Here is a 15000-nt window from a genome sequence, read left to right on the forward strand (position 1 = left end):
ACACTTGTATTCTGCTCTTGACATGGCGCAGAAAAGACCGTATAGTAGTTTCCAAGTTTCGCAACTATTATAGGATTGTGAGGGGCAAACGGCGTGTTGAGGGATGGTGACATAAGGGTCTACGAGATGCAGGCGGATATGTGTGCTGCTCTTGCCAATGCTAAACGATTACAAATACTTAACCTCTTAAAGGATGGGGAGGTATCGGTTGCCCAAATGGTAAGGGTCACGGGCGTTAGCAAGGCCAATCTCTCCCAGCATCTCGCTATACTCAGACAAAGAAACCTCGTATCGACCAGGAGGCAAGGGACTACCATCTATTACACAATCTCGAACCCCAAAATCACGGAAGCTTGTGCAATCATCCGGGGAGTTCTCATCGAAATGCTCAAAGAAAAAGTGAAGCTCTCCAAAAGGATGCAGGAAGTGAAGCTTTGACCTTTTATCGGGAGCCAGTAGTTGCGATATATCGCAATTAAGAAATAATTAGGCACTCGTTATCGTCACTAATAATAGAGAGTTACATAGCTAAAGAAGAGTCGGCGTAGCCTGCGAGGAATCAAAGGACCGAGAGCATGTGCTTTCGCTTAAAACATGGGGACACAACACACAGGCAGTACCTCATGGCGGCCTTCTTCTTCGTACTCATTGCTTCTGCATAGCTTACTTAGGTCGCAGGATACCCCGTCACGATCCAAATCACGGCCGGCTTCACCATGGCCCTGAGAGAACCCGGGACGGATGCGTATGTCCGAGAGGCATATTCTCATTGGAGGCGTATCTCTCACACGCATAACCCGGTGTTGCCAAGGCCTTTCGGTTTGTTCAGGTTCTCCTTTCGGTGATGCGTGCGCTCTTTAAGTGGTCCTCGGTATGCATGGTACTCAGATTTCATGGTTTGGCCCGATCCACACGCGATGGGTTCAGCATTCGTAACAATTTTCAGTGCGACGAAAGGCGCTCGTCACTGCCTCGGTCTTCACTTCACATCAACGTTCGCGGGGCTTGATCTCTTCATTTGTACGATTTCGACCAACTCTGTTTGGCCGTTCGGAAAGATGCGTTGCAGCGCGCTGGCCCCACGTAAAAAAGACTCTTTTTGACTTGACAAAATGGAGCTTCCTTGTGCATATTATCACAAAACAGAGACAGGGGTTCTATCCTCGTCTAAAAGGGGGTATTCTCACAATACCATTTCATCATTGAATCTTCACCGGGTTCACCATGAATAACACAGGACAAGATCTTATAGAACACGAAGAACACACCAACCGGGGCCTCACCATTGACAGTAGAAAATGCCGTCTCTGTCTGTACTGCGTGCAGCTTTGCCCTTCGAAGGCCGTAAAGCTTGAAAAAGACACGATCAAGGTAATTCCTGAACGGTGTATCCTGTGTGCGAGTTGCATCAAAGGCTGTCCTCAACACGCAATGAGCCTGTATGGCGGCCTTGGTACGGTGGGAAGTGTGCTCGCCTCGGGCGCTAAGACGATCGCCTGTCTTGACCCTGCCTTTCCTGCCGCTTTTGATGCCGAGAGCCCGCGCCGATTCGTTACCGCATTGAAGAAGCTCGGGTTTACCGAAGTCTGGGAGGGGGCCTTCGGCGTGGAACTCGTAAGCCAGGCTTATAGAAGACTACTCGACAGCAATACCGGCTCCCCGCTCATCTCGTCATTTTGCCCTGCTATTGTCTTCTACATCCAGAAATATCTACCTCAGCTCATCCCCAATCTGGCGCCTATCGTGTCCCCAATGATTGCGATAGGCAAGGTGGCGCGCCACATCAAGGGGAATGATTGGAAGACCATATATATTACGCCCTGCCTTGCACAGGTGGGGGAGAGCGTGGCGGACGAGGTAGCCGGGGTGATAGATCACGTCATCACATTCCGTGACGTCCAGCGCATGCTTGATGCGGCAGGCATAGACCAGGGTAAGCTCGAAGAAACCGAATTTGATGGTCCGCGACCCTTTTTGGGCAGAATCATGCCGGTGATCGGCGGCCTGAATCGAAGCATGGGTTCAAGCTTTGACGTGCTCGAGGACGAAGTAAGCGTGGCATACGGACGGCGACAGGTGATAGGCCTTCTCAATCAGCTTGCCTCCGGTTACATACGAGCGGGGTTCCTCGATCTTGTCTATTGTGACGGTTGTATTGACGGGCCCTTCATCGACAGAGAACTCTCGGTACTCGGGAGAAGACATGTTATTGCCCGATATACCAAGGGTGAGATGGCCAAACAGAATATGTCCGATGTCCACAAAGAACTCGAGAAATACCAAGGTATCGACCTTGGTCGTGAGTTCCGTAATACGGAAGAGAAACTTACCGCGCCTTCCGAAGAAGAAATAGAAACGATCCTCAAGAAGATAGACAAGCTCCCGCCCAGCAACAACCTTGACTGCAGGGCCTGCGGATACGCGACCTGTCGTGATAAGGCCATAGCCGTTGCCCAGGGGCTCGCTGACGCACAATTCTGTCTCCCCTACCTGCTTGACCAGAGCAACAAGATCTATCAGCAACTTGAGAAGTCGCATCGCGAGCTGCAAAAATCGCATCAAGAACTCGAACATGCCCAGTATCAGCTCATCCGCACAGAGAAGCTGGCAGCCCTGGGGCAACTCGCTGCAGGTGTGGCCCACGAAATCAATAACCCGCTTGGTACCATTACTATATACGCGCACATACTGTTAAAGACTATGGAGACCGAAGATCCGAGACGGGATGATATCGCGCTTATCATTAACGAGGCAAACCGTACAAAAGGTATCGTTCAGGGGCTCTTAAGTTTCGCGCGCGAGACCAAGCTCAAACCGGGCGACACGGATATTAATGAGCTCCTCGAAGACGCTCTCGGGCTTCTCGTCAACCAGTCCCTGTTCCAGAACATAAAAATAAAGAAAAATTTTGCCAAAGACCTGCCCGCCATATTTGCCGACGGGACTCAGCTTAAGCAGGTGTTCTTAAATATTGTCCTCAACGCAGCGCAGGCAATGGAAGGCAAGGGCAATCTCGCGATTACAACATGGTTGCAAAAAGACCATATAAAGATTAGGATTCGTGATACAGGCCCGGGCATTCTGCCGGAACATGTGGCAAAACTCTTCAACCCCTTTTTCACCACCAAAGAGAAGGGTACCGGGTTGGGGCTTGCCATCTCTTACGGGATTATCGAGAGGCATTCCGGCAAAATCGAAGTCGACACCGAATTGGAAAGAGGAAGCACCTTTACCATTTCCTTACCTCTGGGCAGAGACGAAAAGGATTTGCAGGACGAAACAAAGAGGCATTAATTCAAAATATAAAGACAGGGAGAAGAAACCATGGGCAAAAAAAGAATCTTGGTCATCGATGACGATGTGGATTTCGTGGATCTCAACAAGGCTATCCTCGAAAACAGCGGATTCGAGGTAGTGACAGCATTTTCGGGCCGTGAAGGCATGGATAAGGTCAAGTTTGAATCGCCTGACCTTATCATGCTCGATCTCATGATGGAAAAGCACGACTCGGGTTTTAACTTTGCAAAGACCATCAAGGCAGATCCTCGCTATAAAAACATACCGATTCTTATGATCTCATCAGTGAAAACAGAAACCGGGTACGATTTTTCCATGGACCTCGACGGCTACTGGATGAAGACCGATGATTTTGTCGGTAAACCGGTTGCGCCGGAAGAACTGCTCAAGCGCATCAACAGTCTTTTGGCGAAAGAACAAAAAGAATAATCCTTAGAGAGTATGCATGGCTGAGACAGCGCACATCCTGGTAGTTGATGATGAGAAGGGTATCCGTGAAGGGTGCCGAAGGATCCTCGTCAGCGAAGGATATGCCGTTGATTTGGCGGAAAACGGGAAAGAGGCCCTGGACATGGTGCGAGCAAAACCCTACGACCTCCTCCTTGTCGATCTCATGATGCCTGTCATGGGAGGTATGGAGCTCATGGAAGAGGTAGGGCAGATTGACCCTGAAATCATCATGATCGTCATTACCGGTTTTGCAACGGTGGAAACCGCTGTCGACGCCATGAAGCGAGGCGCGTATGACTACATCCCAAAACCCTTCTCGCCTGACCAGCTCATCTCTGTTCTCAACAGAGGCCTTGAAAAGAGACGGCTCAGGATCGAGACGGAAAAGCTCCGTGAGGAAAGGGATCAGAAGCTCCTTGAAATAGCCAGCGAAAAATCGAAGCTTCGTACCGTGGTCAACTCAATGGCCGATGGGATCATTGTTATCAACCGCGAGGGTCAGCTCGTGCTCTTTAACCCCGCGGCGACTAAAATGCTTGATCTCGATCAAAGACTCGAGCTCGGCAAGAGTGTCCTCGACATCATAGTGCAAAAGGATTTGCTCGACCTTATAAACAAGGCCTTTTCTCCTGATTCCTCAAGGTACACGGTTCTTTCCGAGGAGATCGAACTGACCGGGGCGGAATCAAAGACCCTTATGGTCAACGTTGCGAGGGTAGAGGACGAGATGGGCCGCGATCTCGGCGCGGTGAGCACTTTTCGCGACATAACAGGACTTAAGGAGATCGAGGAGATAAAATCGCAGTTTGTCCGGATGGTTGCGCACGAACTCAGGGCGCCTCTGGCGGCGGTGACCGGGTACCTGACGGCCTACCTCACAGGGGTAGCAGGCACCGATCCTCAGGTGAACCGCCAGATGCTGGAGCGGGCCCGGCTCAGGGCTGAGTCGCTTATCGAGCTGGTAAACGATCTTTTGCAGTTCGCGAGACTCGAATCAAAGAAGGTCGAAAGAAAAAAGGAGCTTCTCGACATATCGGAAATTATCGTGAACACCGTAGAACTCCTAAAACCTCAGGGTGCAGGCAAAGACCTCGTCTTTGAGCTCAACATCCCGGCCAAGCTACCCTTGATCGAAGCGGACCGGACAGAAATGGATCAACTCATCACAAACCTTGTATCAAACGCCATAAAGTATAATGTAAAAGACGGCAAGGTCGTGGTCAGCGCCACGCCGGATACTCATTTCTTGACCATTAAGGTGGCCGACACGGGAATCGGCATTGAAGAGGAGTTTCTGCCCTGTATTTTTGATGAATTCTATCGGGTGCAGGGGCCTAATACGCGGTACACCACGGGGACCGGCCTCGGGTTATCGATCGTGAAGAAGATCGTGGAATCCAATTTCGGCCGTATCGAAGTGGAAAGTCAGGTAGACAGAGGAACTACGTTTACGGTGAAACTACCCCTCAAGGGGATGGATAGAGAATAAGCGAGAATCAAATTCTTAAAAGGAGAAGATATGGCGAACAAAGAAACGAAACTCAACGAGATCGTGGAGAAAAGGCTACTTGCTCCCTCGATCACCATGTACAAACTCTATGTGCCGGATATCGCAAAAAAGGTCAAGGCAGGCCAGTTCGTCGTGGTCCGATGCGATGACATGGCCGAACGTGTCCCGCTCACGGTCGCCGATTTCGACCGCAAACAAGGCACTATCACGATTATTTTCCAGGAAGTCGGTGCCTCGACGCAGAAGCTGGGGAAATTCGAACAAGGTGACTCACTTCTTGACGTGGTCGGCCCCCTCGGCAAACCGAGCCACATCGAGAAATTCGGCACCGTGGTCTGCGTGGGCGGGGGAGTCGGTGTGGCGCCGGTCCTTCCTATCGCAAAAGCGCTCTTCGAAGCAGGCAACGAGGTGATTTCGATTATCGGCGCCCGCACGAAAGAGATGCTTATCCTCGAGGAAGAGATGAAAAAGGCGAGCACAAAACTCTACGTAACGACCGATGACGGCACCTACGGCCACCACGGTTTTGTTACCGACGTGTTAAAGCAGGTCATCGAGGAGAAGAAAAAGATCGACCTCGTCGTGGGCATCGGCCCGGTCGTCATGATGAGGGCCGTTTCCGACGTGACGAGACCCCATAACATTAAGACCGTCGTCTCCCTCAACACGATCATGGTGGATGGGACCGGTATGTGCGGTTGCTGCAGGGCGACGATCGGTGGAGAGACAAAGTTTGTCTGCGTTGATGGGCCTGAATTTGACGGCCATCAGGTCGATTTCAAGGAACTGGTACTGCGCCAGAAGATGTATAATCGCGAAGAAAGACGCGCCATGTGGGATCACGCCTGTAAACTTGAAGCCAAAGCCAAGGCCATGAAGAAGTCGAAGCTCAGGGAAAAGATGCCCGAGCAAGACCCCAAAAATAGGATCCAGAATTTTAGCGAAGTTGCCCTGGGCTATACCCACGACAACGCGCTCAGGGAAGCATCGAGGTGCCTCCAGTGCAAGAACTCTCCCTGTGTTGAAGGCTGTCCGGTCAATGTCCAGATTCCTGCCTTCATCAAGCAGATAAGGGAAGGCGATTTCATGGGCGCCATCCACACGATCAAATCGACAAACAGTCTGCCCGCCGTCTGCGGCCGCGTATGCCCCCAGGAAACCCAATGCGAACAGAAGTGCGTACTCGGAAAGAAAGGACAGCCCGTGGCCATCGGTCGACTGGAACGCTTCGCCGCGGATTATGAGCTGCACAAGGGCGACGTAAGGGCTCCCCAGAAAACGAAAAGCACGGGAAAGAAGGTCGCCGTAATCGGCGCCGGCCCATCCGGGCTCACGGTTGCCGGCGAACTTTCGAAAAAGGGACACGATGTGACGGTCTTCGAGGCCCTGCACAAGGCGGGAGGGGTCTTGGTATACGGTATTCCCGAGTTCCGTCTGCCCAAGGCCGTGGTGCAGCGCGAGGTAGACTATGTTGAGAAACTCGGCGCGAAGATCAAAGTGGACACCATAGTCGGTCAGACCATGACGCTTGACGAACTCTTTGAAGCAGGATTTGATGCGGTCTTTATCGGCACAGGTGCGGGGCTTCCCTATTTCATGAATATCCCCGGTGAAAACCTAAACGGAGTTTACTCGGCAAACGAGTTTCTCACCAGGGCAAATCTGATGAAGGCCTACCTCTTTCCGGAATACGATACGCCGGTCAGAGTGGGTAGCAGGGTCGCTGTAGTAGGCGGCGGGAATGTGGCCATGGATGCGGCAAGGGTCTCTAAACGGCTCGGCGCCAATGTCTATCTCATTTATCGCCGTTCCAAAGAGGAGATGCCCGCGCGGGCCGAAGAAGCTCACCACGCCCAGGAGGAGGGCATAGATTTCAGGCTCCTCACCAACCCGGTAAGGATCATAGGCGATGAAAACGGCTGGGTCAAGGGCATCGAATGTGTGAAGATGGAGCTTGGCGAGCCCGATGCCTCAGGCAGGAGAAGACCGGTTGAGATCAAGGGCTCCAATTATGTAATCGATGTTGATGTAGTAATCATAGCCATTGGCCAGGGTCCGAACCCGATCCTCACATCCACCACGCCGGGGTTGAAGTTGAGAAAGTCAGGCAACATAGAGGCAGACGCCGAGACTGGCCAGACGAGCCGTGAAGGCGTGTTCGCCGGCGGTGACATAGTGACCGGGGCAGCGACCGTCATCCTTGCAATGGGCGCCGGAAGAGCGGCCGCAAAAGCAATTGACGAATATCTCGCGGCCAAGACCAAATAGATTCGTTTCTCTTGTGCAACGTGAAAGGGCAGGCCCTTCCGGCCTGCCCTTTTTGCATTAAAGCACGCCGATCAAGGGCGCTATCAATTGTCACATCCTGTTGACTTCCGGCGCGTGCCGCATCATACTACAGAGAAGTGGCGCTCAAGGAAGAACCCCGAACGTATACCGAGAAGGCAGGACGCATGGAAGAGAAGGCGTCCGGAGAAGACGTAAAGCTTGTCAACTTCGGATTTCAAAAGGTACCTGAAACAGAGAAAGCTTCGCGGGTGAGAGATCATTTCGACCATATAGCGGGCCGATACGATTTCATGAATACGCTGTGCAGCTTCGGCATCCATTACCTATGGAAACGGATGGCTGTGGCTCTTCTTAATCTCAAACAAGGGGAAACCGTCCTTGATGTGTGCGGCGGCACAGGCGACCTTTCGGTGCTTGCGGTAAACAAGGTGGGACCTTTCGGCCGGGTAATCCTCGCCGACATAAACCACGCCATGATCGAGGCGGGCAGGCGCAAAAGACTCCATAGGGAACAGAGAAAAAAGATCGTCTATCTTCAGTCCGATACCGAAAACATGGCCATACAATCCGATTCCGTTGATGCGGTCATGGTGGGGTTCGGAATCAGGAACCTCACCCATATGGAGCGGGGCTTTGGCGAGATATATCGTGTCCTCAAACCCGGCGGGCGGCTCATGTGTCTTGAATTTTCGAGGCCCAGGGCGGCTTGGTTTCGCTGGCTTTACGATTTCTATTCCTTCCACATTATGCCTTATGTGGGCCTCATCTTTGCCGGTTCGAAACAACCCTTTACCTATCTGCCTCAATCGATCCGCCGATTTCCCGGTCCCCAAGAACTCAAAGAGCATATCGCAGGGATAGGCTTTGAGCGCGTATCATACGAGATTTTCACCAACGGCATTGCCGCAACACATATGGGCATAAAACCAGGGAGGGCGGGGCATTTGCCTCCCGCATAGCACGTGCGCTTAAGCGATGAGAACTCGATGAAGCTCAACTGGGCCGAACGGTGGGTCGTTAATAACCCCCTTCGCGTCGTTCAACAACGCATGGAGTTAAAAAAACTCAAGGCCATGTTACCTTTAAAGCCGCACTTCACCGCGCTCGAAATAGGCTGTGGCAGAGCCGCGGGCGCCGGGCTCATTCTCGAAGAATTCTTACCCTCGATGATCTATGCTACGGACCTCGATGTTCACATGCTTGAAAAGGCCAGGGATTATCTCCCCAGTGAGAAACGGAAGAATATCGTTCTTGTCGCGGCCGACGGTTCTTCTCTCCCCTTTAGAGACGGCTCAATTGATGCAGTATTTGACTTCGGGGTGCTCCATCATATCGTGGACTGGCGCAGGGCAGTTTCCGAAATAGCGCGGGTGCTCAAACCCGAAGGGGCATTCTTCCTGGAAGAGCTCTATCCGACCCTGTATCAGAACTTGATTACGAGGCACATCCTCCTGCACCCGAGACGTGGACGCTTTCGAAGCGACGATCTCAAACATTCGCTCGCTCGCGAAGGGCTTTTGTTCAAGGACTGTAGAGAACTGAAGGCGGTCGGCATTTTAGGTGTGGCCCTCAAGGCCCCATAAACCCGGTATTCATTGTCCAAACAAAAGGATGGGTGTGAAGGTCCCGTCTATTCCTTTTTTACGGGGAAGGTCAGGTTCGCGCCATATGACCCGATTATTACGACAAGGGGCAAAAGTGACAAAACGAGTATGAGATAGCAAAAACCCTCTCCCCTGAGAGGATGCAGGATATCGGGGACGGCCATACGCCACACAAAAACAACGAGGTCGACACACAAGAGCACGAGAGAAAGCCATTTCTTCATGGTAACGGCCCTTACGGGACGCGCCATGTAGTTCAAGTACCACGTAAAATATCCCGTGACGATTGCTACGGGGATGAAGACAAGACCGGCGCCCAGGCAGTTGAGCGCTGTTGTCTCAAAGGCAGCAATCCTTGTGGCAAGATAAATAAGTGTGAAGACCGTGGCGGAAAACATGAAGACAATGGGAAAATGAACCGTCATGGGATGGGGGTGGCGCTTAAGCATTGGGTAACGCGTAAGAAGTCCGGACAGGATGGCGGGCTTATCCTCTTTTGCAACCGGCCCTTCCTTGAGCATGCCCACCTCGGGGTATCTCTCCAAGAAGTCAGGACCGTGGGGCGCCACTTCAATTTCGTCTGTCAAATCGGCTCCGGCATCATGGCGTCCCATATGAACGCCACCTTTCCATACCGGGCTTTGTGTCACATCAAAGATCCTTCCCCGGTACGCTACGTAAACGGGGTTTGAATCCTTCCCGTTGTATCTTAATAGCTCCTTCATATCGATTTGCTTCACAGAAAGCTCCTTAGTCTTTCATGTTTCATACGAGCATACTCAAGCATACACTCACGAGACAGGCAAGCGGATAATACGAGGCCCTGTTAAAGAGGAGTTGGGCGGCAACGCGTTGTCTCGTCCGGCAAAGCGTAAGGGCAGGAATGACCAAGAGATAGATGGCCGCCAAAAGGCAGAGCGTTCCGGCAGCCATGCGATTCGGCAGGGGCGATAGACTGAAAACCGCAGCGCTAAGAACAATGGCAAATACGAGTGAAGCCATAATCACCGCGGCTGCCCACCTAAGTCCGAAACACACCGGGATGGTCGTCGCCTGGAGTATGGTATCTTCTCTCATGTCAGCCCAGTCGTTAGGGGTGTTCTGGCCACCCATCTCCCAAAAGAAGAGCCAGAGAAACACCGTGCCGAGGAAGATGGGAGAAGGATGGGGATCGACTGCGTAGATAGCGGCCACCGCCCCTGATGTTTTAACCGCCCCGCTTATGAGCACCTTGAGATAGCCGCTCCGCCAGGCCAGGCAGTAGAACGCCTCAAGGAGGCAGCTCGTGAAAAACACAAACACGCAGAGCGGATTGAGTAAATAGGCCCCGATAAAGGTGAGAAACCCCCAGCCCAAGGCCCACCAAAGCGCCTTTCGAAAGGGCAAGAGGCCGCACGCAACGGGGTGGCGGACAAAAATGGAGTCAAGGTCATCTTGCTTGTCGGGCGCCGGCGTGATCGAAGATTTGCTTCGGTCTACCCGGCGATCCACGAGGTCATTTAAGGCGTATACCGTGGTATAGCCCGCAAATACGGTAACCACGCCCAGGCAAACAATCCATAACGACGGAAAAGCCCCATAGCAGAGAAGGGCCGCTACAGCCGGGGTCGCCATATCGAGTAGTCCATGAGGGGTACGGGACAGGGCCAAGAAAAGCTTGAGCTGTGAAAGTACCGATCGCGGCAGATTTACTGATACGGCATTCACCAGGCCAACCCTCCTTTCACACAGCTTTCAACCCCCGGGGTGAGTTCCCTATACTTTTTCTCAATTGGTTCGAGGCCGTTCATGCTCAAGAGACAATATAAGCCGACGTTCCGGCCGATTCAAGAAGTTTCGGGTGACAAAAGCTGCTCGGTGGCCACTGCGCCGATTCGGTTGAGGCGAAGCGTGTTCCCGATGACGGTAAGACTGCTTAACAACATTGCCATGACTGCGACGAGCGGGTTAAGAAGCCCCGCTGCCGCCACTGGAACTGCAACGATGTTGTAGAGGAAAGCGAAACAAAGGTTCTGTCGGACCGCTCGCGTAGACAGCCGGGAAAACATGAATAGATCGGCAATCGCCTTGAGCCTGCCGGACGGTATGATGAGATCCGCCGCCTCCAGGGTAATGTCCTGTCCCGATCCCATGGCTACACCCACATCTGCCTCGGCGAGCGCAAGCGCGTCATTCACGCCATCTCCCACCATACCTATCTTGCGTCCCTCACGCTTAAGGGTCCGAATCACCTCAGTTTTTTCCGCGGGGAGGGCCTCCCCCAGGAAATCGGCGATCCCTAAGGAGCGGGCAATGGCCGCCGTGGTCTCGTTGCCATCGCCTGATAACAGGACGACCTTAGTCCCTTTGTGCTTCAACCAGGCCACAAAGAGGCCTGCATCCTGCTTCAATACGTCTCCGAACACAAGAAAGCCCTGTGCTTCTCTTTCTGAGCCGAAAAATACCACGGTCATCCCGTCTTGTTCATGAGAGAGAGCCTCTCGATCCAGATGAGGGGCGAGCACAATCCCGTACCTTAATAGCAGTCGCCTGCTGCCCGCGAATATTCTCTTTCCGTTCACAGTTCCTTCGACGCCGAGTCCCTCAAGTTCCTTTACATTCAACGCTTGTCCCACACTGAACCCTGAACGCAACGTATGGTGTATGATCTCTTGCGCAAGGAAGTGTGTGGAATTCGTCTCGATGGCCGCGATCATCTCAAGGACTTCTTTTTCGTCGATGAGAGGCGAGACCACCTTGCGCAGCGCAAAACGCCCTTCAGTGACGGTACCGGTCTTGTCGAGTACCAACGTGTCGAGCTCTTTCACACGTTCTAAGGCCCCGGGACTTCTGACAACGATTCCTCTTTGACGGCAAAGGCCCGTTGCAACCACTTTGACAAGCGGTATTGCAACACCAAGGACACACGGACAGGCGACAAGAAGCACTGAAAGACACGTAAGAAGAATCCGTTGGCTAGTCGCTCCCAGGCCCCACAAGACAAGCGCAGTAGTCACAGCAACGCCCATTATGGCAGGCACGAAGATGCGGCTTATAGAGTCGGCAAGCTCCTCGCTCGTACTCCTATGTTCCAGGGCGTCCGTGACGAGCTCTCTCACCTGCCCGAGATAGCTTAAGCGCGCCGGCCTCACCGCAATGATCTCGACCGTGCCGGATACAAGCTGACTCCCCGCGAGAACCACCTCTTCAGGCCCTTTGACAGTGGGCCTTGTCTCCCCGGTAAGGACCGACTGGTCAAAAAGACCCCGTCCGCGGGCAAGCCGGCCATCGACGGGTATCCGTTCTCCGTCTTCAACCACAAAGAGATCATTCGGTATCAAGGCGTCGGCTCTTATCCATTGCTCTCTATCACCCTTTTTCAGTCTCACTTTTTGCAGTCCCGTATCTTCGGTGGCGAGTGACGCCAAGACTTTTTCTCGCGCGTGCATCTCGATATACCTGCCGAGAAGCACGATGGTGATGAGCATGGCCGCTATGTCAAAGTAGAGGTGAATACTGCCCTGCTTCATTCTCAGAAGGCTATAGAAAAAGGCCGCAAGGGCGCTCACGGAGATAAGCGTATCCATCGAGATCAGTCCGTGGCAAATACCAGCCCAAGCCTTCTTCAGGATCGGCATGCCGCCGTAAAAGACCACAGGAACCGACATCACAAGCATGGGATAAGAGAAGAGCGCAACAACGCGGGGGGTAAGCTCACGGATCAAGCCGTAGTAGAGCACATAGGAGAGCATCATGATGTTTACCGCCAGAATTGATGAGATGCCGAGACGGATCAGCGTGGCGTCCTTTAAGGTTCTCGTCGCCCGTGCGTCTTTTTCCCCGGTACTCGCCCTGTAGCCGATCTTATTGATACGGGACACGATCTCGGCAGGGCTCGTCCGATTGGGGAGATATTGAATTCTCGCCTTGTCCGTGAGAAAAAAGACCCGGCATTGGGCGATGCCATCCATTTTCCTGAGCACTTCCTCAATGACCCAGGCACAGGCGGGGCACCACATGCCCTCGAGAGACAGGTTGAGGGTGAGCTGAGCGACGCTTGTGTTGACCCCTTTAATCTCAACGGGGGTGTGGGCAGCGTCTTCGTTGCCCGGAATAACTCCTGCCTTAACACAGGCGCGGAATACGTCGCTCTCGCGGAAGTTGTGCGGGAGTTTCCCGGTGGCGCTGGCGAGAATTAAGAAAACGTGCCTGCAACCGGGACAACAGAACGTGAGAGAATTCTCTGTGTGTCGATTCTCGCCCGCGCGCAGACCGCAGAGATCGCAAAAGACGTGAACGGCGTGCACCTCTTTAGCTACGCCCTGGCTTGAGACTCGGGGCGAGAGTTCATCGGACAAACCCTAATACCCCCTTTGAGAGTATGATGATCCCCATGGCCGTTATCGATAAACCGGCCATGCGCTCTCCTGTAAGCCTTGCCTTGAGCGAGAAGGTGGAGCCCAATAAGCCGGTGAACAACAAGACAGGCAGAGTCCCTAAACCAAAGACGATCATGATAAGAAATCCTTGAGTGATATCAGCCGTGAAAGCGGCCCTTAAGACCATCGCCCAGGAAAGCATGCAGGGCAAAAAGCCTGTCGCAAAGCCGAGCGTTGCCTTGACTAACGCATGGGGCGACCTCAAGCGCTTTCCTATAAATCTCATGACAAACGAAGATTTTGAGTCGGACGATGTCTCGGTGAAATATCCCGCAGGGATCACCTTGAGCACGATCAAACCCAACACGACCATGAACGCGCCCGCCGCAGCCGTGGCCGGAGTACGTATGTCCTTTAACGCTGAGGCCAGACTCCCGCAATAGACAAGTCCGGCGCCGACGCCCCCTAAGAGTCCGTACGCGGCTATCCTTCCTGCCTGAAACGCCGCGTGATGCGTAAGACCCGCTACGTACGGGGGGCGCCCGGCACTAAGACCATCACTCGCCGGGCTGAACTGCAACGAATAGGCAACTACAATTGGACCGCACATACCGAGACAATGAAGACTCCCGGCAAGACCGGTCAACAATGCCCAGAGCAGGTCCGCGTTCATGGCTGCCTCTTCACAGATCGCATGTAGACGATTATCGCCCAGCTGTCACCGGCCGACGCGGTGGGAAAAAGCGCCGGATGCCTCTTGAACCCGAGCCGCATCCTCGAATAGATAAGACCATCGGGTTGTGACAAGACGTGATCTGATATGAGATCGGCGGGCAGCGGGGCAAAACTCTGCCCCACGGTGCCTCTGCCATCGAGCTTCACACCATGACACTGGACACAAAAATAGCCATAGGCCACGCGGCCTTGTTCTGCCGATTGCTTTGAATACGACAGGGGGTTCTTGAGTTTTATCGGATCACTTTTCACGAGAGTCTCATAGCCGTCATCAAGCGGGATGCTCCTTTTGTCCATGTCAGGCATCTTCTTTTTGAAGGCTTTTATGGCGTCCCCATCGTACATATGTCCGTAGTTGCAACCCCAGCACATAATAGCGGCGATAAGGGCTGCAAAAAAAGGAAGAGCCCTTAACCCCCATCCTGTTCGCCCGGATTGTTTCATTCGGCGCGCCTCCCTGCTTTTTGTTGCGGCGGGATCGGTTTCTCTGAAACGTGCTGTAGATGCGGCTCTCCGGTGTTTCCAGCAGGTTGAGGAGATGTGGAATAGAGGGATTTTCCGGGAGTATCTTCCACATCCGTGAAGTCCCAATCCGGCGGGCCTTTGTCCCCTATCGTGAAAAACATGAAGAGCCCGTACAGCAAGAATATGACTGCGAGGCCTATGACAAAGAACCATGCTTTAAGGGTTGTCCTATCCTCATCGTCTCTTTTGGTTTCACCTGGAATATCCATTCGCCCCTCTGCCACAAGTGCGG

General features: G+C 53.1%; 13 protein-coding genes. 7 read left to right on the forward strand and 6 right to left on the reverse strand.

Annotated features, from left to right (window positions below):
* Positions 1–93: 93 nt before the first annotated feature.
* From VMT62_05565 to VMT62_05595, 7 genes are all read left to right on the forward strand, one after another.
* Positions 94–438, forward strand: coding sequence for a metalloregulator ArsR/SmtB family transcription factor (locus tag VMT62_05565; GenBank protein HVN95875.1), 345 nt, complete (start codon positions 94–96; stop codon positions 436–438).
* Positions 439–1224: 786 nt separating this feature from the next.
* A complete protein-coding gene (locus tag VMT62_05570) occupies positions 1225–3294 on the forward strand; it encodes a [Fe-Fe] hydrogenase large subunit C-terminal domain-containing protein (GenBank protein HVN95876.1) in 2070 nt (689 codons plus the stop codon).
* 30 nt (positions 3295–3324) lie between these two features.
* Positions 3325–3726 carry a response regulator gene (locus VMT62_05575; protein ID HVN95877.1) on the forward strand — a complete coding sequence of 134 codons (402 nt, stop codon included), beginning with the start codon at positions 3325–3327 and terminating at the stop codon, positions 3724–3726.
* A gap of 16 nt (positions 3727–3742) precedes the next feature.
* A complete protein-coding gene (locus VMT62_05580; GenBank protein HVN95878.1) occupies positions 3743–5236 on the forward strand; it encodes a response regulator in 1494 nt (497 codons plus the stop codon).
* A 30-nt stretch (positions 5237–5266) separates the two neighbouring features.
* Positions 5267–7525, forward strand: a complete 2259-nt coding sequence (locus tag VMT62_05585; GenBank protein ID HVN95879.1) for a bifunctional dihydroorotate dehydrogenase B NAD binding subunit/NADPH-dependent glutamate synthase — start codon at positions 5267–5269, stop codon at positions 7523–7525.
* A gap of 185 nt (positions 7526–7710) precedes the next feature.
* Positions 7711–8505 (forward strand): bifunctional demethylmenaquinone methyltransferase/2-methoxy-6-polyprenyl-1,4-benzoquinol methylase UbiE, encoded by a 795-nt coding sequence (gene ubiE / locus VMT62_05590; protein ID HVN95880.1) that lies wholly within the window; start codon positions 7711–7713, stop codon positions 8503–8505.
* 27 nt (positions 8506–8532) lie between these two features.
* Positions 8533–9129 carry a class I SAM-dependent methyltransferase gene (locus VMT62_05595; GenBank protein ID HVN95881.1) on the forward strand — a complete coding sequence of 199 codons (597 nt, stop codon included), beginning with the start codon at positions 8533–8535 and terminating at the stop codon, positions 9127–9129.
* 47 nt (positions 9130–9176) lie between these two features.
* Here the strand turns inward: VMT62_05595 and VMT62_05600 are convergent, their stop codons facing one another.
* The 6 genes from VMT62_05600 to VMT62_05625 form a co-directional block, all read right to left on the reverse strand.
* Positions 9177–9890, reverse strand: coding sequence for a DUF2231 domain-containing protein (locus VMT62_05600; protein HVN95882.1), 714 nt, complete (start codon positions 9888–9890; stop codon positions 9177–9179).
* A 25-nt stretch (positions 9891–9915) separates the two neighbouring features.
* Positions 9916–10857 carry a UbiA prenyltransferase family protein gene (locus tag VMT62_05605; protein ID HVN95883.1) on the reverse strand — a complete coding sequence of 314 codons (942 nt, stop codon included), beginning with the start codon at positions 10855–10857 and terminating at the stop codon, positions 9916–9918.
* A 119-nt stretch (positions 10858–10976) separates the two neighbouring features.
* A complete protein-coding gene (locus VMT62_05610; protein HVN95884.1) occupies positions 10977–13487 on the reverse strand; it encodes a cation-translocating P-type ATPase in 2511 nt (836 codons plus the stop codon).
* Positions 13477–14181, reverse strand: a complete 705-nt coding sequence (locus VMT62_05615; GenBank protein ID HVN95885.1) for a sulfite exporter TauE/SafE family protein — start codon at positions 14179–14181, stop codon at positions 13477–13479. Before VMT62_05615 ends, VMT62_05610 begins: the two co-directional genes overlap by 11 nt.
* Positions 14178–14687 (reverse strand): hypothetical protein, encoded by a 510-nt coding sequence (locus tag VMT62_05620; GenBank protein ID HVN95886.1) that lies wholly within the window; start codon positions 14685–14687, stop codon positions 14178–14180. Before VMT62_05620 ends, VMT62_05615 begins: the two co-directional genes overlap by 4 nt.
* The gene (locus tag VMT62_05625; GenBank protein ID HVN95887.1) at positions 14684–14977 is read right to left on the reverse strand and encodes a hypothetical protein; all 294 of its coding nucleotides are present in this window, start codon (positions 14975–14977) and stop codon (positions 14684–14686) included. Before VMT62_05625 ends, VMT62_05620 begins: the two co-directional genes overlap by 4 nt.
* Between the last annotated feature and the right edge of the window lie 23 nt (positions 14978–15000).

This window comes from Syntrophorhabdaceae bacterium (assembly GCA_035541755.1).
Taxonomy (GTDB): Bacteria; Desulfobacterota; Syntrophorhabdia; order Syntrophorhabdales; family Syntrophorhabdaceae; genus PNOF01.